Origin of the sequence: Mitsuaria sp. RG, assembly GCF_028369275.1 — a bacterium.
Taxonomy (GTDB): domain Bacteria; phylum Pseudomonadota; class Gammaproteobacteria; order Pseudomonadales; family Pseudomonadaceae; genus Aquipseudomonas; species Aquipseudomonas peradeniyensis.
In genome coordinates, this window is sequence record NZ_JAQMYQ010000021.1 from 18,340 (window position 1) to 41,638 (window position 23,299).

General features: G+C 66.3%; 23 protein-coding genes and 1 pseudogene. 13 read left to right on the forward strand and 11 right to left on the reverse strand.

All coding sequences use genetic code 11. The annotated features are described in order from the left end of the window. The first annotated feature begins 127 nt into the window (after positions 1 to 127). The 5 genes from POF53_RS13580 to POF53_RS13600 all read left to right on the forward strand — a co-directional run bounded on the left by POF53_RS13580 (position 128) and on the right by POF53_RS13600 (position 2,883). Positions 128 to 751, forward strand: coding sequence for a hypothetical protein (locus POF53_RS13580; RefSeq protein ID WP_203650579.1), 624 nt, complete (start codon positions 128 to 130; stop codon positions 749 to 751). Between the two features lie 148 nt (positions 752 to 899). Beyond that, positions 900 to 1,472, forward strand: a complete 573-nt coding sequence (locus POF53_RS13585; RefSeq protein WP_498968091.1) for an antibiotic biosynthesis monooxygenase — start codon at positions 900 to 902, stop codon at positions 1,470 to 1,472. 76 nt (positions 1,473 to 1,548) lie between these two features. After that, positions 1,549 to 2,241: a dihydromonapterin reductase gene (folM, locus tag POF53_RS13590; RefSeq protein WP_203650575.1), complete on the forward strand. Its 693-nt coding sequence runs from the start codon at positions 1,549 to 1,551 to the stop codon at positions 2,239 to 2,241. Positions 2,242 to 2,252: 11 nt separating this feature from the next. Continuing rightward, a complete protein-coding gene (locus tag POF53_RS13595) occupies positions 2,253 to 2,549 on the forward strand; it encodes a DUF1244 domain-containing protein (RefSeq protein WP_475859649.1) in 297 nt (98 codons plus the stop codon). Further along, positions 2,542 to 2,883, forward strand: a complete 342-nt coding sequence (locus POF53_RS13600; RefSeq protein ID WP_475859651.1) for a HopJ type III effector protein — start codon at positions 2,542 to 2,544, stop codon at positions 2,881 to 2,883. The genes POF53_RS13595 and POF53_RS13600 overlap by 8 nt, the downstream gene beginning before the upstream one ends. A gap of 90 nt (positions 2,884 to 2,973) precedes the next feature. Here POF53_RS13600 and POF53_RS13605 read toward each other — a convergent pair whose 3' ends face one another. The 4 genes from POF53_RS13605 to POF53_RS13620 all read right to left on the reverse strand — a co-directional run bounded on the left by POF53_RS13605 (position 2,974) and on the right by POF53_RS13620 (position 7,209). Beyond that, complete coding sequence (locus tag POF53_RS13605) at positions 2,974 to 3,882, reverse strand: alpha/beta hydrolase family protein (protein WP_203650562.1); 909 nt, start codon at positions 3,880 to 3,882, stop codon at positions 2,974 to 2,976. Positions 3,883 to 4,051: 169 nt separating this feature from the next. Next, the gene (locus tag POF53_RS13610; RefSeq protein WP_498968094.1) at positions 4,052 to 4,738 is read right to left on the reverse strand and encodes a hypothetical protein; all 687 of its coding nucleotides are present in this window, start codon (positions 4,736 to 4,738) and stop codon (positions 4,052 to 4,054) included. 167 nt (positions 4,739 to 4,905) lie between these two features. Continuing rightward, positions 4,906 to 6,105, reverse strand: coding sequence for an enoyl-ACP reductase FabV (fabV, locus tag POF53_RS13615; protein ID WP_203650558.1), 1,200 nt, complete (start codon positions 6,103 to 6,105; stop codon positions 4,906 to 4,908). A gap of 243 nt (positions 6,106 to 6,348) precedes the next feature. After that, entirely contained in the window at positions 6,349 to 7,209 is an 861-nt protein-coding gene (locus tag POF53_RS13620) for a LysR family transcriptional regulator (protein ID WP_203650556.1), read from the reverse strand. A 134-nt stretch (positions 7,210 to 7,343) separates the two neighbouring features. Here POF53_RS13620 and POF53_RS13625 point away from each other — a divergent pair, with 134 nt between their 5' ends. The 4 genes from POF53_RS13625 to POF53_RS13640 are packed head-to-tail and all read left to right on the forward strand — an operon-like array spanning position 7,344 to position 11,513. Next, a complete protein-coding gene (locus tag POF53_RS13625; RefSeq protein ID WP_203650548.1) occupies positions 7,344 to 8,393 on the forward strand; it encodes an agmatine deiminase family protein in 1,050 nt (349 codons plus the stop codon). After that, the gene (gene aguB, locus POF53_RS13630; protein WP_475859658.1) at positions 8,390 to 9,286 is read left to right on the forward strand and encodes an N-carbamoylputrescine amidase; all 897 of its coding nucleotides are present in this window, start codon (positions 8,390 to 8,392) and stop codon (positions 9,284 to 9,286) included. Before POF53_RS13625 ends, aguB begins: the two co-directional genes overlap by 4 nt. Before the next feature lie 3 nt (positions 9,287 to 9,289). Continuing rightward, positions 9,290 to 10,384, forward strand: a complete 1,095-nt coding sequence (locus POF53_RS13635) for an extracellular solute-binding protein (protein WP_203650544.1) — start codon at positions 9,290 to 9,292, stop codon at positions 10,382 to 10,384. Between the two features lie 4 nt (positions 10,385 to 10,388). After that, positions 10,389 to 11,513 carry an agmatine deiminase family protein gene (locus POF53_RS13640; RefSeq protein ID WP_498968097.1) on the forward strand — a complete coding sequence of 375 codons (1,125 nt, stop codon included), beginning with the start codon at positions 10,389 to 10,391 and terminating at the stop codon, positions 11,511 to 11,513. A 134-nt stretch (positions 11,514 to 11,647) separates the two neighbouring features. On the opposite strand, the gene POF53_RS13645 is transcribed toward POF53_RS13640, so the two are convergent. Then, positions 11,648 to 12,181 (reverse strand): cytochrome b/b6 domain-containing protein, encoded by a 534-nt coding sequence (locus POF53_RS13645; protein WP_498968099.1) that lies wholly within the window; start codon positions 12,179 to 12,181, stop codon positions 11,648 to 11,650. After that, on the reverse strand, positions 12,178 to 12,447 hold the full coding sequence (locus POF53_RS13650; RefSeq protein ID WP_498968101.1) for a PepSY domain-containing protein: 270 nt from the start codon (positions 12,445 to 12,447) through the stop codon (positions 12,178 to 12,180). The genes POF53_RS13645 and POF53_RS13650 overlap by 4 nt, the downstream gene beginning before the upstream one ends. A 178-nt stretch (positions 12,448 to 12,625) precedes the next feature. Between POF53_RS13650 and POF53_RS13655 the strand changes: the two genes are divergently transcribed. Further along, on the forward strand, positions 12,626 to 13,804 hold the full coding sequence (locus POF53_RS13655; protein ID WP_267813246.1) for an acetyl-CoA C-acetyltransferase: 1,179 nt from the start codon (positions 12,626 to 12,628) through the stop codon (positions 13,802 to 13,804). Between the two features lie 66 nt (positions 13,805 to 13,870). On the opposite strand, the gene rimI is transcribed toward POF53_RS13655, so the two are convergent. Then, positions 13,871 to 14,326 (reverse strand): ribosomal protein S18-alanine N-acetyltransferase, encoded by a 456-nt coding sequence (gene rimI / locus POF53_RS13660; RefSeq protein WP_475859666.1) that lies wholly within the window; start codon positions 14,324 to 14,326, stop codon positions 13,871 to 13,873. Next, the gene (locus tag POF53_RS13665) at positions 14,323 to 15,114 is read right to left on the reverse strand and encodes an energy transducer TonB (protein ID WP_232855728.1); all 792 of its coding nucleotides are present in this window, start codon (positions 15,112 to 15,114) and stop codon (positions 14,323 to 14,325) included. The genes rimI and POF53_RS13665 overlap by 4 nt, the downstream gene beginning before the upstream one ends. A 263-nt stretch (positions 15,115 to 15,377) precedes the next feature. On the opposite strand from POF53_RS13665, the gene mksB reads away from it, so the two are divergent. Genes mksB through mksF form a run of 3 tightly spaced genes read left to right on the forward strand, consistent with a single transcriptional unit; the run spans position 15,378 to position 20,192 of the window. Beyond that, on the forward strand, positions 15,378 to 16,667 hold the full coding sequence (mksB, locus tag POF53_RS13670) for an Mks condensin complex protein MksB (protein WP_110735926.1): 1,290 nt from the start codon (positions 15,378 to 15,380) through the stop codon (positions 16,665 to 16,667). Further along, the gene (gene mksE / locus POF53_RS13675; RefSeq protein WP_011532174.1) at positions 16,657 to 17,364 is read left to right on the forward strand and encodes an Mks condensin complex protein MksE; all 708 of its coding nucleotides are present in this window, start codon (positions 16,657 to 16,659) and stop codon (positions 17,362 to 17,364) included. Before mksB ends, mksE begins: the two co-directional genes overlap by 11 nt. Beyond that, positions 17,361 to 20,192: an Mks condensin complex protein MksF gene (gene mksF / locus POF53_RS13680; RefSeq protein WP_203650533.1), complete on the forward strand. Its 2,832-nt coding sequence runs from the start codon at positions 17,361 to 17,363 to the stop codon at positions 20,190 to 20,192. The genes mksE and mksF overlap by 4 nt, the downstream gene beginning before the upstream one ends. 127 nt (positions 20,193 to 20,319) lie before the next feature. Here the strand turns inward: mksF and POF53_RS13685 are convergent, their stop codons facing one another. The 3 genes and pseudogenes from POF53_RS13685 to cgtA all read right to left on the reverse strand — a co-directional run. Further along, on the reverse strand, positions 20,320 to 20,766 hold the full coding sequence (locus POF53_RS13685; protein WP_186713018.1) for a CreA family protein: 447 nt from the start codon (positions 20,764 to 20,766) through the stop codon (positions 20,320 to 20,322). Positions 20,767 to 20,789: 23 nt separating this feature from the next. After that, the gene (gene proB / locus POF53_RS13690) at positions 20,790 to 21,908 is read right to left on the reverse strand and encodes a glutamate 5-kinase (RefSeq protein WP_203650531.1); all 1,119 of its coding nucleotides are present in this window, start codon (positions 21,906 to 21,908) and stop codon (positions 20,790 to 20,792) included. Positions 21,909 to 22,130: 222 nt separating this feature from the next. Next, positions 22,131 to 23,219: pseudogene (gene cgtA, locus POF53_RS13695) on the reverse strand (Obg family GTPase CgtA); the annotation flags it as partial. Positions 23,220 to 23,299: the final 80 nt, after the last annotated feature.

Sequence of the window (23,299 nt, forward strand, 5' to 3'; positions counted from 1 at the left end):
AAAGGCCGCCTATGCCTAAAGTCACACACTTTAGGATTATCCGACGAATGACCGGAACGAAGCGTATTGCCCACTGTCCACCACCGTGAAGAAATCGCCCTTACCGATCGCCCCTTCGAGTTCGACCATGCAAGCAGACGCCCTACTCTCCCAGGACGAACTGGATTTCATCCAGGACATGCAGCATTCGCCCCAGCTGAACCTGGCCGACCCCATGTCGAGCCTGCTGGTCAATGGCGACCGTCGTCTGAAGGACCTGCTCACCCGCCTGGTGGCCAACGAGCAGGTGACCCTGCAGGCCAGCTTCAACAACCAGCAGTTAAGCTTCCCTCTGCAACTGGTCGAGGATGAATTCCACGCCCTGCACCTGCAACTGGGCTCGCCGGACATCTACGAGGACGGCCCCATGCTGCGGCCCTGGCGCTTGTCGCTGGAGCGGCCGAGCGCCCTGCTCGACGACCATGGCCAGGCCAGCGACCTGTGGGTGCGGGACATCTCGTTCAAGGGCGTGCTGCTGGAAGTCCGTGGCCAGCGCGAGGCGCCGTCCCGCTTCAAGCTGCGCTTCGCCGCCGCGGATATCCCGCCGATCGGCCTGCACGGCGTGCTGCGCCGACGCATCGGCCCGCGCCTGGCCGCCTATGACCTGTCACATAGCCCGGCCGAAGAAATCGAACGCCTGCGCGAGTACATCCTGCAGGCCCACCGCCAGGCTCACCCCGAGCTGCACGCCCAGGCCCCTGCCGCCTTCTGACGACCGTCCAGCCGCTGAAACTGACCGGTCATGCGTGTTCGCGCATAATCTGCGCCCGATTCTTGCAAGCACGCCTGCGCCGCCCACCACCCCGGGCCGCATGCCAAGGGGCCGGCTACCCGCCAGCCCCGTCGCCAGGAGATACACAATGTCTACCCCACCCGTCACCTTGATGGTGTCGCGCCGCGCCGCCTGTGGCCGCTACCAGGACCTGCTGGCCTGGCTGCACGAAGGCGAGCAGCTGGCCACCGACTTCCCCGGTTACCTGGGCTCGGGCATCCTCGCGCCGCCGGCCGAGGGCGATGAATTCCAGATCATCTTCCGCTTCACAGACGAGCAGACCCTGCACGCCTGGGAGCATTCTGCCTCGCGCCGGACCTGGCTGGAGCGCGGCGACGGCCTGTTCGAACGCCCCAAAGAGAGGCGCGTGAGCGGCATCGACGACTGGTTCGGCACCAATACGGTGCAAAAACCGCCACGCTGGAAACAGGCCACGGCCATCTGGCTGGCGTTCTTCCCGGTCTCGCTGCTGTTCAACCTGGTGTTCGGCCACTGGCTGGCAGCGCTGGAGCTGCTGCCCCGCGTGCTGCTCAGCACCCTGGCCCTGACTCCGTTGATGGTGTACCTGTTCATCCCGCTGTCCACCCGTTTGCTGGCCGGCTGGCTGAACGCCGCGCCGCAGGCCCCGAGCGACCGCCCCCAGGGGCTGCGCAGCCGCTGAGGCACGGGCTCGCAAGGCCGCGCAGTTCGGGTATGCTGGGGCATCACGCACGGACAGACGAACAGACCGCCCGCACATGAACAGCCCAATCCTCATCACCGGCGCCAGCCAGCGCGTCGGGCTGGCCCTGGCCCTGGAGCTGGCCCAGGCCGGCCATACGGTGGTCAGCGCCAGCCGCAGCCTGCATGCCCAGGCGGCCCACCCGAACATCCGGCAGTTCCAGGCCGACCTGACCCGCAGTGAAGACCGCCAGGCCCTGATCGACCACCTGCACGGCCACTACGACGGCCTGCGCGGGATCATCCACAACGCCTCGCTGTGGCTCGACGACGGCCTGGACAACCTCGACACCATGTTCCGCCTGCACGTCGAGGCGCCCTACCACCTCAACCTGGCCCTCGGCGAGTGGCTGAACAAGGTGGACAAGGCCGATATCATCCACATCTGCGACGAGACCTCCTCGCGCGGCAGCAAGAGCCATATCGGCTACGCCGCGACCAAGGCCGCGCTGCAGAACATGGTGCTGTCGTTCGCCGAAAAGTACGCGCCCAAGGTGCGGGTCAACGGTATCCTGCCGGGCCTGTTGATCCTCAAGGAAGGCGGCGACGAGCAGTACCGCCAGCAGACCCTGAAAAAGGCCCTGCTCGAATTCGAACCCGGCGCCCGCCCGCTGATCGACGCCGTGCTGTTCCTGCTCGAAAGCCAGTACAGCACCGGCAGCCAGGTGGTCATCAACGGTGGCCGCCATCTGAAGAACCGCATGACCTGAAGAGACCGCCCATGACCCCGCAACAACAGCTCGAACTCGAAGCCGCCGCGTTCCGGCGCCTGGTCGACCATCTGCAGAAACGCACCGACGTGCAGAACATTGACCTGATGAACCTCTCCGGCTTCTGCCGCAACTGCCTGTCGAAATGGCTCAAGGCCGCCGCCGACGATCGCCAGATCGAGCTGAGCCTGGACGCTGCCCGCGAGCAGGTGTACGGCATGCCCTACGCCGAGTGGAAAGCCCAACACCAGAAAGAAGCCAGCGCCGAGCAACAGGCGGCGTTTGAACAAGGAAAACCCCGTGACTGACCTGAACACCCTGCGCAGCAGCCTCGCCAGCGGCGAACACGTTTTCGCCGACACCCTGGCGTTCATCGCCGCGAACTACAGCTACCAGCCCCAGGCCTTCGACAACGGCGACGTGCACAATGCCGCCGGGCAGAACGAAGGCTCGTGCAAGACCCTGGGCCTGGCGCTGCTGGAAGGGCTGAGCGACCAGGAAGCACTGTTGGCCTTCGGCGAGCACTACCGCAGCGTGGTGGCCACCCCCGAGGGCAGCGACCATGGCAATATCCGTGCGCTGATCAAGCATGGGCTGGCCGGCGTGAAGTTCACCGCCCAGCCGCTCACGCGCGTGGCCTGACTTCGCGTCTTGCCCATCGCGGGGCAAGCCCGCTCCCACTGCTGGTGGGAGCGGCGGTGCGCCGATGCGACTTGCCCCGCGATGGGGCCCTCAACCGATAACGCGACCCGGCACCTGGCCCTGCAACTGCCCTTCTCGCAGCCATCCCAGCGCAATCGGCCACAAACTTTCACGAAACCGATCGTGAAAGAACGCGAAATGCCCGATCTCCTCCACTGCGATATCCACAGGCGCCACCCGCAGGTGCCGACGCTCGGCCTGCCGCAGATACCCCAACAACCTCTCGGTGGCCGCCACCGTGCCGAACGGATCGTCGGTCAAGCTGACGGCCAGGGTCGCCGCCCGCACCTGTTCGAACGGCGCCGCCTCGAGCAGGCGCCCACTGGGCCGGTGCTCGTAGCGCGGCGTGCGGGTGCTCCAGTCGTGCACCACACCAGCCGGGGTATCCTCCAGCCAGCCCAGGCGCTTGCCGGGAAAGTAGCCGAACACCCGGGTCAACAGCGGCATCAGCACATGCCATTTGCCGAACAGCTGCCAACGCTGCTCCGCCGCGTAGTCACGCCAGTAGGCGAACTGCGCCCCCACCAGCACCGCATGGCGCACCTGCGCCGCCGAAGGCGCCAGCCCCAGCGCCCAGCCGCCGAAACTGTGGCCGACCACATGCACCGGCTGGCCGGGATGCTCGGCGACGGCCAATTGCAGCATCGCCTCGAAGTCCAGCCGCCCCCAGTCGCTCCAGGACGCCTGGAAGCCGCGCAGCGTGGCCGGGCGCGATTCGCCGATGCCGCGGTAGTCATAGGTGAGCACGTCGAAGCCCTGGGCGAACAGGTAGTCGGCGAATCGCGAGTAGTAACGGCAGCGCACCGAGGTGGCGGCGTTGATGATCACCAGCGCTCGCCCGGGATCGGGCTCGGCGTGGCGCCAGCGGAATCCGCCGAGGCTGTAGCCGTCGGCGGCGACATGACGAAAGGCACAGGCGGGTTGGGTGAGGCTGCTCATGGCGCGCTCCCTGCGGCGTCGCGCCATGCTGGCGGACGGGCTGTTGTCGTGCGCCCACGCTAGCAAAAAAATCGCTGGCTGTACCGGCCCTATCGCGGGGCAAGCCCGCTCCCACGCCAGCCCCGTAGATACACGGTTGGCGTGGGAGCGGGCTTGCCCCGCGATAGGTTCAGGCAGTCGGCAAGGCTCGCGCCACGCCCGGCTTGCGCAGCACCGCCAGGCGCGAGCCGTCGTAGCGGGTTTCGCGGAACAGCTTCCAGAAGCCGAACAGGCCGTACACATGCATCACCCGCCCCTGCTCGTGATAGCCCATGCGCAGGTGCAGCTTCATGGCCGGCACGTTGTGGGTCTCCACCACATCCACCACCTTATGGCAGCCCTTGGCACGCATGGCGTTCCACAGGTCGACCTGGGCCGTCACCGACAGCTCGCTGCCGAAGTAGGGCCGGGTCATTTCGCCGCCGAATTCGAAGAACTCGCCCGGTTTCACCGGGAAGGTGCAACCGTAGTAGTGCTTGTCGTGATAGTCGACCACGCTGGCCCAGATGAACGCCACGGCGTCGCCTTGCTCGTCCAGGTACATGTGTCCGGTGTGCCCCTCGGCGGCCAGCTCGCGCATGGTCTCGACGCGGTCGCCGAAATACGCGGCGAAGGCGTCGGCGTTGGCGGTGGTGATCTGTGCCAGGGTAACCGGCGTGTGAGCCTTGAGGCTGTAGGGCGGCACCGGGCTGACCAGGTCGCGCTCCATCCACAGCAGCTCCCAGTGGAAGAACACGTAACGTTCGAACAAGGTCTTGAAGGTGCGCTTGAGGCCCTTCTGGCGAATGCGTTCTTGTAGTTTTTGCAGTGCGCCCATTGCTCCCTCCTCGGCCCCGGCGGAATTGCCAGGCCAATAGCTGGGGTATAGATCAGGCGCGGGGTGCCCATGGCAAAGGGCCATTGGGTGATTTGTTTCAGAATATTAACAAGTCGTCGGCGGGAACCGCGCAGCCGTCATCAACGGCTGCGCGGTCAAGGACTTGCTTACAGCTCGATGCAGTCGAACCGTACGTCGGTGGCCACGTCTTCGTCGTAGTTGACGTCAGCGCGCTCGAAACCGAACAGGTTGAGGAACTGCTTCTTGTAGCCGGCGTAGTCGGTCAGCTCGAACAGGTTCTCGGTGGTGACTTTTGGCCACATCGTACGGCAGGCCTCCTGCACGTCATCACGCAGTTCCCAGTCGTCCAGACGCAGGCGGCCTTCGTCGTCCAGGGCAGCCGGCGCTCCGTCCGCACGGTACATGCGGTCACGGAACATGCGGTCCAGCTGGTGCTGGGTACCTTCGTGAATACCCTTCTCCTGCATGATCTTGAAGACCATCGACAGGTACAGCGGCATCACCGGGATCGCCGAGCTGGCCTGGGTAACCACCGACTTCAGCACCGCAACGTTGGCACTGCCACCGACTTTCTTGCCCAGGCGCTGGGCGGTTTCGTCCAGGTCCTGCTTGGCCTTGCCCAGCGCGCCGTCCCAGTAGATCGGCCAGGTGATGTCGGAGCCGATGTAGCTGAAGGCCACGGTGCGGGCCTGCGGTGCCAGCACGCCAGCGGCGTTCAGCGCGTCGATCCACAGTTCCCAGTCCTGGCCGCCCATCACGGTGACGGTGTCGGCGATTTCCTGCTCGGTGGCCGGCTCGATGCTGGCCTCGATGATGGTGTCCTTGTTGGTGTCGATGGCGGTCGACTTGTACGGCTGGCCGATCGGCTTGAGCGCCGAGCGGATCACTTCACCGGTCTGCGGCAGCTTGCGCACCGGCGAGGCCAGGGAGTAGATCACCAGGTCGACCTGGCCGCCCATTTCGGTCTTGATCAGCTCGATGACCTTGGCACGGGCTTCGTCGGAGAAGGCGTCACCGTTGATCGACTTGCTGTACAGGCCTTCGGCCTTGGCGAACTTGTCGAATGCGGCGGCGTTGTACCAGCCGGCGGTACCGGGCTTGGTCTCGGTGCCCGGCTTTTCGAAGAACACGCCCAGGGTATCGGCCTTGAAGCCGAACGCCGCGGTGATGCGCGCGGCCAGGCCGTAGCCGCTGGAGGCGCCGATCACCAGGACTTTCTTCGGACCATCCTCGCGCACGCCCAGCTTGCGGGTGGCTTCGATCTGGTCACGGACGTTGAGCTCGCAGCCCTTGGGGTGAGTCGTGGTGCAGATGAAACCGCGAACCTTGGGATGAATGATGGCCAATGTCTGTACCTCGTCAGGTTTAGGCTGGGGCAGCACCCGGATTCGGGGCGCTGCCGTTTGATCTAGAGGGTGAGACTACCCTCGCGGGATATCCGACACATATTACGGGGTGATTCAAAATCCTCGAACATTTTGTAGGAGCGGCCTTGTGCCGCGAAAGGGCCGCGAAGCGGCCCCGGCAATTTCAGCGATCTTCCGAAATCTGGGGCTGCTGCGCGGCCCTTTCGCGGCGCAAGGCCGCTCCTACAGGGACGGTGCTGGCTGCAAGGCTTCGCGCAACCATGCCAGGAACTGCCGCGCCAACGGATCCTCCTGGCTTTCCCAATGCACCAGGCAGCTCCACACCGGCCCGCGTACACGCTGTGCCGACAAGGGCCGCAAACGTCCCTCGTCGACCATCCGCTGCGCCAGCAGCTGACTGACCAGGGCAATCCCCAGCCCCTCGCCCGCCGCCTCCAGCAGCAGCCCCGGGTCGGAGAAATTCAGCCCCTTGCCCTGCTGCCCTACCTCCTCGCCGCCCTCCAGCTGCCAATGGCTCCAGTCCATCTCGCGCTCGCCGTGCAAGGTCGTGCGCCCGGTCTCGGATAATGTCGGGTGACAAGCCGGATACAGCGTGTCCTGGTGTAGCACAGTGAAGCTGCATTCAGCCTGCGGGCCGATATCGTCGCGAATCGCCAGGTCGATGGTCTCGCTGGCCATGTCCGGCACCTCGAAGCTGGTGAACAGCCACAGGTCCACGTCCGGGTGACACCGGTGGAAATCCGCCAGGCGCGGTAACAGCCAATGCCGGGCGAAGGCCGGGGTGGTATTGACCACCAGCTGGTTGGGCTTGCGGTATTGGTCGAGACGACGAATCCCCACCGCCAGCTGCTGCAGCAAGGCCTGGGTGGTGCTGAGCAGGTCATGCCCGGCATCGGTCAGGCTGACACTGCGCCCGCTGCGATGAAACAAGGGCTGTTCCAGGTAGCTTTCCAGGCTGCGGATCTGCTGGCTGATCGCCGACTGGGTGAGGTTCAGGGCCTCGGCGGCCTTATGGAAGCTGCCCAGGCGGGCGGCGGCTTCGAAACCACGCAGGGCGTTGAGCGGGGGCCAATGCTTGAGCATGCTGATAAGCCTGACTAATCAGAAATACGCTAAATCTATCGTTTGTCGCGCCACTTTCCCAGCCATAACATGGGCAGCAACACCCGCGACGGCGGGCTTCGTTGATAACAATCCCTAATAGATCGGAGTTCACTATGACCCTGTCCCGCGACAGCGGCTGGCGCATGCCTGCCGAATGGGCCCGCCACGCCGCCACCTGGATGATCTGGCCACACAACAAGCCGCTGTGGGAGTCGGGCTGGGGCGTGACCCTGGCCGACGTGCAGCGCGACTATGCCCGCGTGGCCGCCGCCATCGCCCGCTTCGAGCCGGTGAAGATGGTGGTCGATCCTTCGGCCATGGCCATTGCCCGCGAACTGTGCGGCCCCGGCATCGAGCTGGTCGAACTGGCCGTGGACGACAGCTGGTGCCGCGACAGCGGCCCGACCTTCCTCGTCCACCCGCAACAGGGCGTGGCCGGCCTGAGCTGGCGCTTCAACGCCTGGGGCGACAAGTCCGAGCATGGCAAGGACCGCAGCCTGGCCCGGCGCATCCTCGACCACCTCGGCCTCGAAGGCCTGAGCACCCCGCTGTGCAACGAAGGCGGCGCCATCCACGTCGACGGCGAAGGCACGCTGATCACCACCGAGTCGGTGCTGCTCAATCCCAACCGCAACCCGGGCCTGAGCAAGGCCGACTTCGAGGACTGCTTCGCCCGCCTGCTGGGCATCCGCAAGACCATCTGGCTGCCGGGCGACCCGCAGTACGTCACCGGCGACATGACCGACGGCCATGTCGATGGCGTGTGCGCCTTCGCCCGCCCCGGCGTGCTGCTGGTGGACGCCACCCACGACCAGGGTTCGGTGTACGCCGAAGTGGCCCGCGAGAACCGCCGCGCCCTGGAACTGGCCACTGATGCCCAGGGCCGCTCGTTCGAGCTGCTCGACCTGTACGAGGCCACGGCGGCCGTGGACACCGAAGCCGAGGTGTTCTGCGCCTCCTACACCAACTTCTACCTGACCAACGGCGCTGTGATCATGCCGGCCTACGGCATCGACGCCGACCAGGCCGCCGCGCAGCAGCTGGCCCTGGCCTTCCCCGGCCGCGAGGTCGTGCCGGTGCGCATCGACCACATCGCCCACGGTGGCGGCGGCATCCACTGCATCACCCAGCAGCAGCCAGCGTGGCAGGGGGCGCGGCCATGAGCACCTTGCGCATCGCCACCACGCAGATGGCCTGCAGCTGGGACCTGGCCGCCAACCTCGACCGTGCCGAGCAGCTGGTGCGAGAGGCCGCCGCCCAGGGCGCCCAGGTGATCCTGCTGCAGGAACTGTTCGCCACCCCGTACTTCTGCATCGAGCAGTGCCACAGCCACCAGGCCCTGGCCCAGGACTACCACGACAGCCCGTTGCTCAAGCGCTTCGCCGCCCTGGCCAAGGAGCTGGGCGTGGTGCTGCCGCTGAGCTGGTATGAGCGCGCCGGCAATGCCTTCTTCAACTCGCTGACCGTGGCCGACGCCGACGGCCGCCTGCTGGGCATCTACCGCAAGACTCACATCCCCAACGCCATCGGCTATCAGGAGAAGGAGTACTTCAGCCCCGGCGACACCGGCTTCAAGGTCTGGGACACCGCCTTCGGCCGCCTGGGCATCGGCATCTGCTGGGACCAGTGGTTCCCCGAGACCGCCCGCTGCCTGGCGCTGATGGGCGCCGAGGTGCTGCTGTTCCCCACCGCCATCGGCTCGGAGCCGGGCGCCGCCGAGTTGGATTCGCGCGACCATTGGCAGATGGCCATGCGTGGCCACGCCGCCGCCAACCTGCTGCCGGTGGTGGCCGCCAACCGGGTCGGCCACGAGGTCGCCCGTAGTGACGACAACCTGTCGATGCACTTCTACGGCTCGTCATTCATCTGCGACCACAAAGGCGCCATGCTGCAAGAAGCCGACCGCGACAGCAGCGGCGTGTGGCTGCACGACCTGGACCTGGAAGGCATGCGCGAGGACCGCCTGACCTGGGGCATCTACCGTGACCGTCGCCCCAGCATGTATGCGCCGCTGATGACCCTCGACGGCCGTACCCCACAAACCGCGAGGGCCTGAACCATGCCAAGCCGTCCATCGAAACTGCTCGCCATCGCCGCCCTGGTGGCCTGCGCCGGCGTTGCCCAGGCCGAGCAGGAAGCCCTGCGTCTGTACAACTGGGCCGACTATTTTGCCGAGGACACCCTCAAGCGCTTCACCGCCGAAACCGGCATCCCGGTGATCTACGACGTCATGGACGGCAGCGAAGTGCTCGAGGCCAAGCTGATGTCCGGGCGCAGCGGCTATGACCTGGTGTTCCCCGGCGACACCGTGGCCGAACGGCTGATGCGCGCCGGCAGCCTGCGGCCGCTGGACCGCCAGCAACTGACCGCGCTGGATGACATCGAGCCCGGTCTGCGCCAGCTGCACGAGCGCTATCCCAAGGCCAGCCAGGCCACCGTGCCCTACACCTGGGGCACCATCGGCCTGACCATGGACGCGGCGAAGATCCGCGAGCGCATGCCCGACGCCCCGCTGGACAGCCTCGACCTGCTGTTCAAACCGGAGCTGGCGGCCAAGTTCGCCGACTGCGGCATCTCGATGATCGACTCGCCCGACGAAGTGCTGGCCGTGGTCCTCCACTACCTCGGTCGCGAACCACGCAGCGCCAAACGCGAAGACCTGGCCGCCGCCAGCGAACTGCTCAAGGGCATTCGCCCCTATGTGCGCAAGCTGCAGTCACAGCCGGTCACCGAGCTGGTCAACGGCAACACCTGCCTGTCGCTGGGCTACAGCGGCGACGTGATCCAGGCCCAGCGCACCGCCGAGGCTGCCGGCAAGGCCATCGACTTCCAGTACCGCGTGCCCCGCGAAGGCACCACGGTGTGGATGGACACCATGGCCATCCCCGCCGACGCCAAGCACCCGGAATACGCCTATCGTTTCATCAACTTCGTCATGCGCCCGGAGAACATGGCCGCGATCAGCAACTTCACCGGCTACCCCACCGCCAGCGCCAAGGCCCGCCCATTGGTGGACGCGCGCCTGCGTGACAACCCGGACATCTACCTCGCCGATGCCACCTACACCCGGCTGATCCCGGGCAAGGACATCCCCCAGGCCGATATGCGTGCGCGCATGCGCGTCTGGACCCGTTTCAAGACTGCACAGGACTGACCCCATGCCCACTCGCCGTACCTTCCTCCAGCAAATGAGCGTCGTCGCCGGCCTCGGCGCCGCCGCCAGCTTTGGCCTGCCGTTCGGCAGCAACAGCGCCCGCGCCAGCGAGGCCGGTCGCTGGTTCATGCCCGACGAGGGTGAACCGCACCAGCGCGCCTACATCGCCTTCGGCGCCCAGGACGCCATCTGGGAAGACTTCACCGAAGACGTCCAGGCCGCGCTCGGGCGCATCGCCCGTGCCATCGCCGCGTTCCAGCCGGTGACGGTGTTCTGCCGCGCCAGCGAGCGCGACATCGCCGAGGAGGAATGCGGCAGCCACAACATCACCTATGTCGAGACCGAGCTGGACGATATCTGGATGCGCGACATCAGCGCCAACTTCGTGGTCGACGACGATGGCGCGCTGGGCGCGGTGGACTTCAACTTCAACGGCTGGGGCGGCAAGCAGCAGCACCGCTACGACGCCAAGCTGGCAGCCCGCGTCGCCAGGCTGGCCGGCGCCCAGTACCAGCAGAGCGAACTGGTGGGCGAAGGCGGCGGTATCGAGGTGGACGGCCACGGCACCGGGATCATGACCGAGAGCAGCTGGATCAACAGCAACCGCAACCCGGGTTGGAGCAAGGCTCAGGTCGAGGCGGAGCTGAAGGAGCGGCTGGGGCTGCGCAAGATCATCTGGCTGCCGGGCATCAAGGGCAAGGACATCACCGATGCACATGTGGACTTCTACGCGCGCTTCGCGGCGCCCGGCGTGGTGGTGGCGAACCTGGACAACGATCCGGACTCGTACGATCACGAAGTGACCCTTGAGCACCTGGAAATCCTGCGCAACGCCACCGATGCCGATGGCCGCAAGTTGCAGGTGCACACGATGTCGCCACCGCTCAAGCCTCGGCGCAGCAAGTTCAGCGAGGACAATCCGGACTTCGCGGCGGGGTATATCAACTACTTCGTCATCAATGGCGCGGTGATCGCGCCGCAGTTCGGTGACCGCAGTGCCGACGAGAAGGCGCGGGCGTTGCTGGTGAAGCTGTATCCGGGGCGCAAGGTGGTGCAGTTGGATATCGATGCGATTGCGGCGGGTGGGGGCGGGATTCACTGCGTGACCAACCAGTGCCCGGCGGTGTAGGCACGATTGCCGGGGCTGCTGCGCAGCCCTTTCGCGGCACAAGGCCGCTCCTACAGAGAAAACGCTATCTCCTGTAGGAGCGGCCTTGCCGAGGCGTCGGACCGGCCGGAAAGGGCCGCAAAGCGGCCCCACTTTCACGGGTCCTCGGTAGACCTGCGCCGCCCCGTCACCATCGACCACGGCAGGTTCTCGCGCAGTCGCACGCTCTCCACCAGCGCCGCCAGCAGGTGCACGCAGACCAGCGCCAGCAGGCCATCGGCCAGCCAGCTGTGCACGGTTTCCAGCCACTCGGCGCCCCACAACGCATCCACCTCCAGCATCATCCAGCCGGTCAGGCCCAGGCTGGCGATGCCGGTCATCATCAGCACCATCACCAGCGCGCCGATCGGCGTGTGCCCCAGGCGGTGATAACGCTCACCGCGCCACAGCGCCCGGGCATGGCCCAGCAGCCGCGCAGGCGTCGGCCAGAAGTCCGCCCAGCGCGCACTGCGCGGCCCGACGAAGCCCCACGTCAGCCGTATCACCAGGCACACGCAGGCGTAGTAACCCAGCCACTGGTGCCAGTCGTCACCGGCCTCGTTGAAGAAATAGTCGCCGAAGAACACCAGCGCGAGCGACCAGTGGCACACCCTGAGCAACGGGTCCCACAGCCGCACGCTGACGGTCACTTACGGTACTCGGTCTTGACCGCCTTGCCCGTCACCGGGTCGTGGTAGATCTCGACCTTGCGGCCGTCCTTGTCGAAACCGTAGATCTCGTAGCAGTTGCCCTTGGTGATCTGGAACTTGTTGATCTTGTAGCCCTGTTCCTTGAGCTGGGCCTGGAACTTCTCGGCATCCTGCCAGGTGCCGCGATCGGCGGTGGTGCACTCGGTCCTGGCGAACGCACCGGCGCTGGCGAGCAGCAAGGTGATGGCGATCACTGAATGGCGCATGGTCGAACCCCTTGTGGTTGGCGGGAACCAGCCAAGCTTAGCCCTGCCCGATTGAAGGCACCGACCCGCACCAATCATTCATTTGAATTTCAGATCAATGGCAAAGAAAAACAAACTTCTCAAATAAGCCCCGGGCGGGGATGCTGTCAGGATCACGCCCGCATCCCGGAGAACAACAATGAACGAAGTCGTCATCGTCGCCGCCACCCGCACTGCCATCGGCAGTTTCCAGGGGGCCCTGGCCAACGTGTCCGCCGTGGAGCTGGGCGCCGCCGTGATCCGCCAGCTGCTGGCCCAGACCCAACTGGACCCGGCCCATGTCGACGAAGTGATCCTCGGCCAGGTGCTCACCGCCGGCGCCGGCCAGAACCCCGCCCGCCAGGCCGCCGTGAAGGCCGGCCTGCCCTTCGAGGTCCCGGCGCTGACCCTGAACAAGGTCTGCGGCTCGGGCCTCAAGGCCCTGCACCTGGCCACCCAGGCCATCCGCTGCGGCGACGCCGAGGTGGTGATCGCCGGCGGCCAGGAAAGCATGAGCCTGGCGCCCTACGTGATGCCTTCGGCGCGCACCGGCCAGCGCATGGGCCACGGCCAGCTGATCGACAGCATGATCACCGACGGCCTGTGGGACGCCTTCAACGACTACCACATGGGCATCACCGCCGAGAACCTGGTGGACAAGTACGCCCTCACCCGCGAACAACAGGACGCCTTCGCCGCCGAGTCGCAGCGCAAGGCCGTGGCCGCCATCGAGGCCGGGCGTTTCAAGGACGAGATCACCCCGATCCACATCCCGCAGAAAAAAGGCGAGCCGCTGGTGTTCGACACCGATGAACAACCCCGCCCCGGCACCACCGCCGAATCCCTCGGCAAGCTGCGCGCCGCGTTCAAGAAAGACGGCAGCGTCACCGCCGGCAACGCCTCCAGCCTCAACGACGGCGCCGCCGCGGTGCTGCTGATGAGCGCCGCCAAGGCCAAGGCCCTGGGCTTGCCGGTGTTGGCGAAGATCGCCGCCTACGCCAGCGCCGGCGTGGACCCGGCGATCATGGGCATCGGCCCTGTGTCCGCGACCCAGCGCTGCCTGGAAAAGGCCGGCTGGCAATTGGCCGATCTGGATTTGATCGAGGCCAACGAAGCCTTTGCCGCCCAGGCGCTGGCGGTGGGCAAACAGCTGGAATGGGATGCGGCGAAGGTCAATGTCAACGGCGGCGCCATCGCCCTGGGCCACCCGATCGGCGCCTCGGGCTGCCGGGTGCTGGTGACCCTGCTGCACGAAATGATCAAGCGCGATGCGAAGAAGGGCTTGGCGACCCTCTGCATCGGCGGCGGTCAGGGCGTAGCCCTGGCAATCGAGCGTTAATTCTCGCCGCCTGAACCTCAGCCGTCGCCTGGCACTGGCTTGAACCGGTGCCCGCGGCGGCGCGCCTCAGTCCTCCAGCAGCGTACAGGCCATCACCAGCGCGTCTTCGCGCCCGCCCGCCACCGGATAGTAGTCTCGACGCCGGCCGATCTCGTTGAACCCATAGCGCTCATACAGGCGATAGGCCGACTGGTTGCTGGCGCGCACTTCGAGGAAACACTCGCGGCCATTGAGCTGGAAGGCCCGCGCCATCAGGTGCTCGAGCAGGCGCAGGCCCAACCCGCAGCCCTGGTTCTCCGGCTTGACGGTGATATTGAGCAGGTGCGCCTCGTCGATGATCACGTTGATCACGCCATGGCCGACCTGCTGCTGGCCAACGAACATCAGCCACACTTCATAGGACTTCAGCGCATCCAGGAAGATGCCGCGGGTCCAGGGGTGGCTGAAGGCGGCATATTCGATCTTAAGCAGGGCATCCAGATCCGCCTCGGTTGCCGGGCGGAAACTGATCGAGTCACTCATTCAACGCTCTTCCAGCGCGCCATCAGCTGGCGCATGGCTTTCCAGACGTCCGCCTTGCGTTGCGGCTCGTCCATCAACAGTTCAAGGCCGGGCAAGGCCCAGGCGTTGCCGAGCAGGTCGACCTCGAGTTCTTGGTAGTAGGCTTCGGCATCGGCCTGGCCGGCGAAGCGGATGGCCGGCAGGCCGAGCAGCCACAGGCAGGTGCACGGCGCCTCTTCCAGGCGCGCGGCGATGAAACCCTGGACGAAGTCGCGGGCGGCGTCCGGGCCCTGGTCCATGTTGCCGCGCATCAGCAACGGCCAGCGCACCGGCTCGCCGATGATCTGCGGGGCATCCGGCAGGCCGGCGGCACGCAGCATGTCCTTGAGCAGCAGGTACGACGGATCGCGGCTCTGGAACGGCTGGCCGGTGGCCAGCTCGACCAGCAGCAGGCAACTGCCAGCGCGCAGCAACTGCAGGGCGAAGCGTGGTGGCGGTACCGGCGCCGGGCGTGGCGCGGGGGCCTCCTGCTCGGCCTCGACCGGCTTGGCGGCCGGTTTCGGCGCGCTGCCCGGGCGCGGGATTTCGATCTTCGGCCGCTCGGCACGTGCCTGAGGGGCCGCCGGGGTGGCGTTCGGCGCAGGCGCGGGAGCGGCCGGACGCACTTCGAAATCGAGTTCCTCGACCGGCGCCACCGGCAACAGCAGCTCCGGCCGCGACGGGGCGGCGAACGGCAGTTCAGCGCGCGGCAGCCAGTGCACCACTTGCATGGCGGACAGGTAGGCGCGGCGGCGGGACTCGATCAGCAAGGCGCGGGTATCCGGGGATAGACGAAACAGTCGGGCATTCTAACGCCGTTGCCCAGGATGCGCCGCAACAGATTATCGGCCATCGCGGGGCAAGCCCGCTCCCACGCCTTAATGCAGGTGTGGGAGCGGGCTTGCCCCGCGATGGGGCCGGTAAATCCCCCTTTGAGGCTCAGGGTTATCCCCATAACAGACCAAGGGGTGAAATCCTCCCCCCCGGATGCAGTACAATCGCCCCTTTTATTTGGCAACGAGTCGACCCGCCAATGATCGAACCCAAGCGCGTCCTGCGCGCCCTAGCCGAACACTGGGCCCTGATCGAGCCGCTGTGCGAGCGCTTCGACCAGGGCACCCTGAGCCTGGTCGAGCTGCGCCAGCAGCTGGCCCGCCAGCAGGTGGAAAGCACCCCGCAGGACATCACCCAGCTGCTCGACGTGTGGATCCGCCTGGACATCCTGGTCCCGGTGGCCAAGAGCCCGAACCGTTTCGAGCTCAACGCGCAGATCCACGATTTCCTCGCCTACCTGCGCCGCGAACACCGGCTGGGCCTGTGCCTGGAGATCGAGGCTTACCTGCGCCACCTGGAACGCCTCGCCGGGCATATCCAGGACGCCTTCGACAACCGCGACAGCGACGACCTGGCGCGCCAGCTGCGTCTGCTCGACATGCGCGTGCGCGACGTGTTGAAGAAGCTCGACAACGACGAACAGGCGCTGGTGGCCGTGGCCGAGCGGGCCAAGACCAGCAACCGCCAGATCCCCCTGCGCCAGCGCTACGCCGAAGTGCTGGCGACCTGGGACGAGTACGTCGAACCGATGATCCAGCTGGTCAACGCCGACGGCGCCTTCGAGCAGGGCGTGCGCAAGGTCGAGACCGTGCTGCTGCGCCTTTTGGGCGAGCAGGCGCGCCTGGGCCACCTGGTCGACGACGACATGCTGCTGCGCACCCATGCGCGCATCCTCGAAATGCAGACCAGCGCCCAGCTGACCCTGCGCCACGCCCGCGAACTGCTGCTGCCGCTGCGCGAAGAAGCGCGCCGGCACAACGCCGTGACCCGTGGCGCCGCGCTGGCCTTGTCGGTGATCCGCAAGAAGGGCATCGACGCCGTGCCGCAGGCCGCCATGCCGCTGTTCACCCGCCCGCAGAGCACCTTCCTCGGCAGCGCCAGCCAAGTTGAAGCCTACGTCTACGCCCTGGCCCGCTTCGAGCCCAAGCCTGCCCGCTTCCCCAAGGCGCACAAGACCCAGAAGGGCCCGCTGCCCCGCGCCCCACGCACGGTCAAGGAAATGCTCGAACGCTGCGAAGACGCCCTGCCGCTGCCGGACCTGATGGTCTGGCTGCTGGAGCAGGAGCCCGAGGGCGCCACCGACGAACTGCTGTACTGGTTCTCGCGCCTGTCGCGCGAGAAGCGCTTCAGCCGCGAGCGCCTCGATCGCCAGCAATACCTCACCCGCGAACACCTGGTCAGCCTGCGCTCCTTCGCCCTGACCTCCAGCCGCGACAACAAGCCGGCGACCACGACCGAATCCACCGCGAGCCCCGTCCATGCATCTTGATCTTTCCGAACTGTCCCAGCTCGCGCCGATCTTCCGCGAGCTGTTCAAGGGCTTCCACATCAGCCGCCGCGACCCGGAGCTGTACGCCCAGCTGTCGAACTTCCAGGACCAGTACCGCACCCTGTTCAAGGCCCTGGGCTTCGAGCTGGTCTGCGACACCCGCGGCTTCTACTACTTCGTCCCCGAGCAGGCCGCCGCGCAGGTCAACAAGACCGCCCAGCGCCTGTCGCTGTTCACCTTCATCCTGGTCGAGCACCTGGCCGACCAGGGCCGCGACCCGATGGCCGTGCTCGACGGTGGCAGCATCGGCCGCGACGAGTTGCCATCGCTGCTGGACAAGTACCGCGACCTGTTCCTGCAGGCCGAAGTGCAGACCGTCGACGAGCTCGAAGAAAAGATCATGCGCCGCATGACCCAGCTGGGCTTCGCCTTCGAAGAGGGCGGCATCTACCGCTTCATGCCGCCGATGCACCGTTTCCTCGATGTGTGCCTGTCGGTCCAGCAGGACCGCGACCTGGCCGCCACCCTGCACAGCGACCTGCCGCTGCCGGTGCCCGTGCTGGTGGTGGAAGAAACCCCCGAGGAACTCAACCGCACCGACGACCCGCTCGACCTCACCCCGTTCGACGGCGAGGAAAGCGAAGAGGACGCCCTGGCCCGGGCGATCCGCGAAGAGCAACAGGAGATTGACGCATGAGCCAGGAACGCTACGGCATCCGCCGCTTCGCACTGCTCAACACCGCCGGCTACAGCCTCGGCCTGTTCCCCCTGGAACACCCGCTGTCGGTCTACGGCGCCAACAACCTGGGTAAATCGGCGTCGATCAACGCCCTGCAGTTCCCGATCCTGGCGCGCATGTCCGACATGAGCTTCGGCAAGTACAGCCTGGAACAGTCGCGGCGCTTCTACTTCGCCACCGACACCAGCTACATCCTCACCGAGCTGAACCTGCCCCACGGCCCGCACGTGATCGGAGTGGTCGGCCGCGGCCCGGGCGGCGGCTTCGGCCACCAGTTCTTCGCCTACCAGGGCGAGCTGGACCTGGCCCACTACCAGAAAGACGACACCTGCCTGCGCCAGAAGGAGCTGTTCACCAACCTCGAGCGCCATGGCCTGAAAGCCTACGAGCTCAAGCCGGACGAACTGCGCCGACTGCTGGTCGGCGGCCACACCTCGGTGCCGCTGGACCTGACCCTGATCCCGCTGCGCTCGACCAGCGAGCAGAGCCTGAAGACCTTCCGCGCACTGTTCATCAACCTGCTGCACATGCGCGAGATCACCGCCGCCAAGCTAAAGCAGCTGTTCCTCGACGCCTTCGAGCACAGCCTGCGCTCCGGTAGCGTCGACTACATCGCCGCCTGCGAAGAGGCCTTCCGCGACGTGCGCCGCATGGAGGGCGACTACAACGCCCTGGTGGCCGCAGGCCCACTGGTCGAGGCCCTGGCCGGTGGCGTGGCCCAACGCGACATCCTGCGCGGCAAGCTGCACCGCATCTCGCCCTTGCTCGACAACCTGCTGGGCACCTGGCAGGAATACGCCATGGCGCGCAAGGAAGAGCTGGTGATCCAGTCCGAGCACTACCGTGGCGAGCAGGACCGCCTGCAGAACGACCAGCGCGGCGGTACCCAGGAGCTGATGCGCCTGGAGCGCGAGATTACCGGCATCCAGCGTTGGCTGGGTGAGCTGTCGGTGCTCAAGCACCGCTTCGCCCTGGTCACCGACGTCAAGGTCCTGGAGCAGCAGCTGCTGGCGGCCAAGGACGCCCACGACGAACTGGCCGGCGCCCTGGCCCAGTCGCGACAGTTCTCCGCCGAGGACCTCGACGAGCGCGTGCGCGACCTGGAAAAACGCGTCAAGGCAGTCAAGCAGCAGCTCGACCACGCCGACAACAACAGCTACGCCCGCCTGCGCGAGGAGTTCTCGCAGCAGGACGTCGACCGCCTGATGCGCCTGTTCAACGGTGCGCTGTTCAGCCTGCCGCTGGGTGACCGTGGCATCGAGCTGGACGACAGCGACGTCTGGGTGAAGACCCTCGAAGGCGTGCTCGACCGCTTCAAGGGCGAACGCTTCGAAGTGCCGGGCCTGTCCATCGACATCTCGCACATCGACCCACCCGCGCTGCAGGCCCTGGCCGACCGCGCCGCCCTGCGCGACCAGAAAGAGCGCCTGGAAAAAGAACTCAAGCAGCTCAAGACCCAGCAGGCCGTGGCCCTCGACCGCGCCGCCAGCAAGGCGCAGACCGAGGCCCTGTACCAGCAGGTGCTGGATGCGCAGAAGGCCCTGGAAGACTTCCGCCGCACCGAGACCCTGGCCGCCGAAGAGCCGGAGAAGATGGAGCAACTGGGCCAGCTGGAAGCCGCCCAGGACGAGCTCAAGCGCTCCAGCGACGCCTTCACCGAACGCGTCCAGCAACTGTCGGCCAAGCTGCAGCTGGTGGGCCGGCAGATCGCCGACCTCGAAGCCAAGCAGCGCACCCTGGAAGACGCCCTGCGCCGTCGCCAGCTGCTGCCGGCCGACCTGCCGTTCGGCACGCCGTTCATGGAGGCGATCGACGACTCCATGGACAACCTGCTGCCGCTGCTCAACGACTACCAGGACAGCTGGCAGGCGCTGCAGCGCGTCGACAACCAGATCGAGGCGCTGTACGCCCAGGTGCGCCTGAAGGGCGTGGCCAAGTTCGACAGCGAAGACGACATGGAGCGCCGCCTGCAGCTGTTGATCAACGCCTACTCGCACCGCACCGAGGAAGCGCTGACCCTGGCCAAGGCCCGCCGCGCCGCGGTCACCGACATCGCCCGGACCCTGCGCAACATCCGCAGCGACTACGACAGCCTCGAGCACCAGCTGGCGCTGTTCAACCGCGAGATCAACAAGCGCCAGGTGTCGAACCTGGAGAGCTTCCGCGTGGTGCTGGCACCGAACAAGGAAGCGCTCCGGCACATCGACCAGATCATCCACAGCGCCGGCCAGTACGAGGAAGGCGAAACGCTGTCGGTGTTCGACCTGACCCAGAGCGCCGAGCAGGATCACAAGAACGAAGAGGCCAAGGAATACCTGGCGCGGCTGGTGGCGGCCAACCACAACCAGCTGGGCCTGAAGGACCTGTTCGAACTGGCCTTCGAGATCACCAAGATCAACAGCCAGCCGGTGATTCACGCCGACATCGACGGCGCTGCGTCCAACGGCACCACCATGACCATCAAGGCGCTGACCAACATGTACCTGTTGCTGCACCTGATGGACCGCGACCTGGCCGGGCGCATTCGCCTGCCGTACTACCTCGACGAGGCGGCGGACATCGACGAACGCAACCAGGCGGCGTTGCTGGAGACCAGCCAGCAGCTGGGCTTCGTGCCGATCCTGGCGAGCGTGAAGCCGCAGGTGTCGGCGCGGGTGGCGATCGACCTGGAAGGCGGCAGCGGGCCGAATGGCATCTACATCGACGAGGCGGACTGGAAGTACATCAGCCGTCGCGACGAAGTGAAGGCGATCGTGCGCGAGGATGAGGCCGAGGAACTGGCCTGATTAGGTGCATGGGGCCGCTTCGCGGCCCTTTCGCGGCACAAGGCCGCTCCTACAGGGATATGCGTCCCCCTGTAGGAGCGGCCTTGTGCCGCGAAAGGAGGCCAAAGGCCTCCCAAAAATCGGGAAGTTACTGCTGTGCCCAAGGCACAATCGGAATCGCCGTCACCGCATTCTGCGGGCTGCCTTCGATCACCCGGTCGCTGTACACCAGGTACACCAGCGTATTGCGCTTCTTGTCGAGGAACCGCACCACCTGCATGGTCTTGAACACCAGCGAGGTGCGCTCCTTGAACACCTCCTCGCCATCTTTCAACTCACCCTTGAAGTGAATCGGCCCCACCTGGCGGCAGGCAATCGACGCCTCGGCACGGTCCTCGGCCAGCCCCAACCCACCTTTCAAGCCACCGGTCTTGGCCCGCGACAGGTAGCAGGTCACGCCGTCGACCTTCGGGTCGTCAAACGCCTCGACCACGATGCGGTCATTGGGCCCGACGAACTTGAACACGGTGGACACCTGGCCGATTTCCTCGGCCCCGGCCAGCATCGGCAGCAGCAGCGCCGCCACGGCAAACATCCTTTTCAGCACGGTGATCTCCTTCAGACCAGGACCAGGTTATCGCGATGCACCAGCTCAGGCTCGGCGCTGTAGCCCAGCAGGCTCTCGATGGCGTCGGACGGCTGGCCGATGATCTTCTGCGCCTCCAGGGCGCTGTAGTTGGCCAGGCCACGGGCCACTTCCAGGCCATCGGGGCCGACGCAGACCACCATCTCGCCACGGCGGAAGCTACCCTGCACGGTCTTCACGCCCACCGGCAGCAGGCTCTTGTTCGATTCGCGCAGGGCCTTCACCGCGCCGTCGTCGAGCACCAGGGTGCCACGGGTCTGCAGGTGGCCGGCCAGCCACTGCTTGCGCGCGGCGAGCATGCCGCGCTCGGGCGACAGCAGGGTGCCCAGGCGCTCGCCGGCCTTCAGGCGATCCAGCACGCGCTCGATACGGCCACCAATGATGATGGTGTGGGCACCGGAACGAGCGGCCAGGCGCGCGGCGCGCAGCTTGGTCTGCATGCCGCCGCGGCCCAGGGCGCCACCGGTACCGCCGGCCACGGCGTCCAGCGACGGGTCGTCGGCACGGGCTTCGTAGATCAGCTGGGCTTCGGGGTTGTTGCGCGGGTCGGCGTCGAACATGCCGTCGCGGTCAGTGAGGATCACCAGCAGGTCGGCTTCCACCAGGTTGGCCACCAGGGCGGCCAAGGTGTCGTTGTCGCCGAAGCGGATCTCGTCGGTGACCACGGTGTCGTTCTCGTTGATCACCGGCACCACGCCCAGGTCGACCAGCGTGCGCAGGGTGCTGCGGGCATTGAGGTAACGCTTGCGGTCGGAGAGGTCGTCGTGGGTCAGCAAGATTTGCGCGGTGTGCTTGCCATGCTCGCCAAAGCTCGACTCCCAGGCCTGCACCAGGCGCATCTGGCCGATCGAGGCGGCGGCCTGCAGCTCGTTCATCGCGCTCGGTCGCGAGGTCCAGCCCAGCTGGCTCATGCCGGCGGCCACGGCCCCGGAGGAGACCAGCACCAGTTCCACGCCCGCTTCACGCAGGGCCACCATCTGCTCGACCCACACCGCCATGGCACCGCGGTCGAGGCCCTTGCCATCGGCGGTCAGCAGCGCGCTGCCGATCTTCACGACCCAGCGCTGGGCGCCAGTCACCTTGCTTCGCATCTTCTCTTCCAACCTATGTCGAATCTGTAGATACCGTGGATACAAAAACGCCGCTCCAGAGAGCGGCGTTTAGTGTACTGCAACCGATCAGTCGCGCACGTAAATGATTTCCGGGCCGTCTTCGTCGTCCTCGAAGTCATCCCAGTCATCATCGTCACCGATGTCGTGCACGCTCTTGACGCCAGTACGACGCAGGGTGCGGGCATCGTCCAGGGCCTGCAGCTGGGCACGGGCCTCGTCCTCGATGCGCTGGTCGAGCTCGGCCAGTTCCTCGGCGTAGGCCGGGTCGTTGGCCAGGCGGTCGGCGCGGTCTTCGAGGTAGCGCATCAGGTCGTGGCTGAGCTTCTCGGTGCCCTGCTTGGCGATGGCCGAGATGACATAGACCGGACCGTCCCAGTTCAGGCGCTCGACCACTTCCTTGACGCGCTCATCCTTCTCGTCGTCCATGATCATGTCGGCCTTGTTCAGCACCAGCCAGCGCTCACGGTCGACCAGCGCCGGGCTGAACTGCGCCAGCTCGTTGATGATGATCTCGGCGGCATCGGCCGGGCTGCTGCCGTCCAGCGGCGCCAGGTCGACCAGGTGCAGCAGCACGCGGGTACGGGCCAGGTGCTTGAGGAAGCGGATGCCCAGGCCGGCACCTTCGGAGGCGCCTTCGATCAAGCCGGGGATGTCGGCGATGACGAAGCTCTTCCAGCGGTCGACACTGACCACGCCCAGGTTCGGCACCAGGGTGGTGAACGGGTAGTCGGCGACTTTCGGCTTGGCGGCCGAGACCGAGCGGATGAAGGTGCTCTTGCCGGCGTTCGGCAGGCCCAGCAGGCCGACGTCGGCCAGGACCTTCATTTCCATCTTCAGGTCGCGCTGATCGCCGGGCTTGCCCGGGGTGGTCTGGCGCGGCGCCCGGTTGGTGCTGGACTTGAAGCGGGTGTTGCCCAGGCCGTGCCAGCCGCCCTGGGCGACCATCAGCTTCTGGCCCGGGGTGATCAGGTCACCGATGACTTCCTGGGTGGCTGCGTCGATCACGGTGGTGCCCACCGGCACGCGCAGGAACAGGTCGTCGCCCTTCTTGCCGGTGCAGTCGGTGCTGCCGCCGTTGGAGCCGCGCTGGGCTTCGTGGTGACGGGTGTAGCGGTAGTCGACGAGGGTGTTGAGGTTCTCGTCGGCCACCATGTACACCGAACCGCCGTCGCCACCGTCACCGCCGTTGGGGCCACCGTTCTCGATGAATTTCTCGCGGCGGAAGCTCATGCAACCGTTGCCGCCGTCACCGGCCTTAACCCGGATCGATACTTCGTCTACAAACTTCATTCAAAACCGCCTCTCGTCGGACGACGAGTCGAAAACCAGAAAACCATGAGGCTCTTGCAAAAATGAGCGCGGCGGCCCCG

Bases quoted from the DNA above. Each gene is read 5' to 3' on its own strand.
- aguB (WP_475859658.1), top strand. From the start codon at position 8,390: ATGAGCACCTTGCGCATCGCCACCACGCAGATGGCCTGCAGCTGGGAC.
- POF53_RS13585 (WP_498968091.1), top strand. From the start codon at position 900: ATGTCTACCCCACCCGTCACCTTGATGGTGTCGCGCCGCGCCGCCTGT.
- rimI (WP_475859666.1), bottom strand. From the start codon at position 14,326: ATGAGTGACTCGATCAGTTTCCGCCCGGCAACCGAGGCGGATCTGGAT.
- POF53_RS13610 (WP_498968094.1), bottom strand. From the start codon at position 4,738: ATGGGCGCACTGCAAAAACTACAAGAACGCATTCGCCAGAAGGGCCTC.
- folM (WP_203650575.1), top strand. From the start codon at position 1,549: ATGAACAGCCCAATCCTCATCACCGGCGCCAGCCAGCGCGTCGGGCTG.
- mksB (WP_110735926.1), top strand. From the start codon at position 15,378: ATGATCGAACCCAAGCGCGTCCTGCGCGCCCTAGCCGAACACTGGGCC.
- POF53_RS13640 (WP_498968097.1), top strand. From the start codon at position 10,389: ATGCCCACTCGCCGTACCTTCCTCCAGCAAATGAGCGTCGTCGCCGGC.
- proB (WP_203650531.1), bottom strand. From the start codon at position 21,908: ATGCGAAGCAAGGTGACTGGCGCCCAGCGCTGGGTCGTGAAGATCGGC.
- mksF (WP_203650533.1), top strand. From the start codon at position 17,361: ATGAGCCAGGAACGCTACGGCATCCGCCGCTTCGCACTGCTCAACACC.
- POF53_RS13650 (WP_498968101.1), bottom strand. From the start codon at position 12,447: ATGCGCCATTCAGTGATCGCCATCACCTTGCTGCTCGCCAGCGCCGGT.
- POF53_RS13595 (WP_475859649.1), top strand. From the start codon at position 2,253: ATGACCCCGCAACAACAGCTCGAACTCGAAGCCGCCGCGTTCCGGCGC.
- POF53_RS13580 (WP_203650579.1), top strand. From the start codon at position 128: ATGCAAGCAGACGCCCTACTCTCCCAGGACGAACTGGATTTCATCCAG.
- POF53_RS13635 (WP_203650544.1), top strand. From the start codon at position 9,290: ATGCCAAGCCGTCCATCGAAACTGCTCGCCATCGCCGCCCTGGTGGCC.
- POF53_RS13620 (WP_203650556.1), bottom strand. From the start codon at position 7,209: ATGCTCAAGCATTGGCCCCCGCTCAACGCCCTGCGTGGTTTCGAAGCC.
- mksE (WP_011532174.1), top strand. From the start codon at position 16,657: ATGCATCTTGATCTTTCCGAACTGTCCCAGCTCGCGCCGATCTTCCGC.
- POF53_RS13685 (WP_186713018.1), bottom strand. From the start codon at position 20,766: ATGTTTGCCGTGGCGGCGCTGCTGCTGCCGATGCTGGCCGGGGCCGAG.
- POF53_RS13655 (WP_267813246.1), top strand. From the start codon at position 12,626: ATGAACGAAGTCGTCATCGTCGCCGCCACCCGCACTGCCATCGGCAGT.
- POF53_RS13625 (WP_203650548.1), top strand. From the start codon at position 7,344: ATGACCCTGTCCCGCGACAGCGGCTGGCGCATGCCTGCCGAATGGGCC.
- POF53_RS13605 (WP_203650562.1), bottom strand. From the start codon at position 3,882: ATGAGCAGCCTCACCCAACCCGCCTGTGCCTTTCGTCATGTCGCCGCC.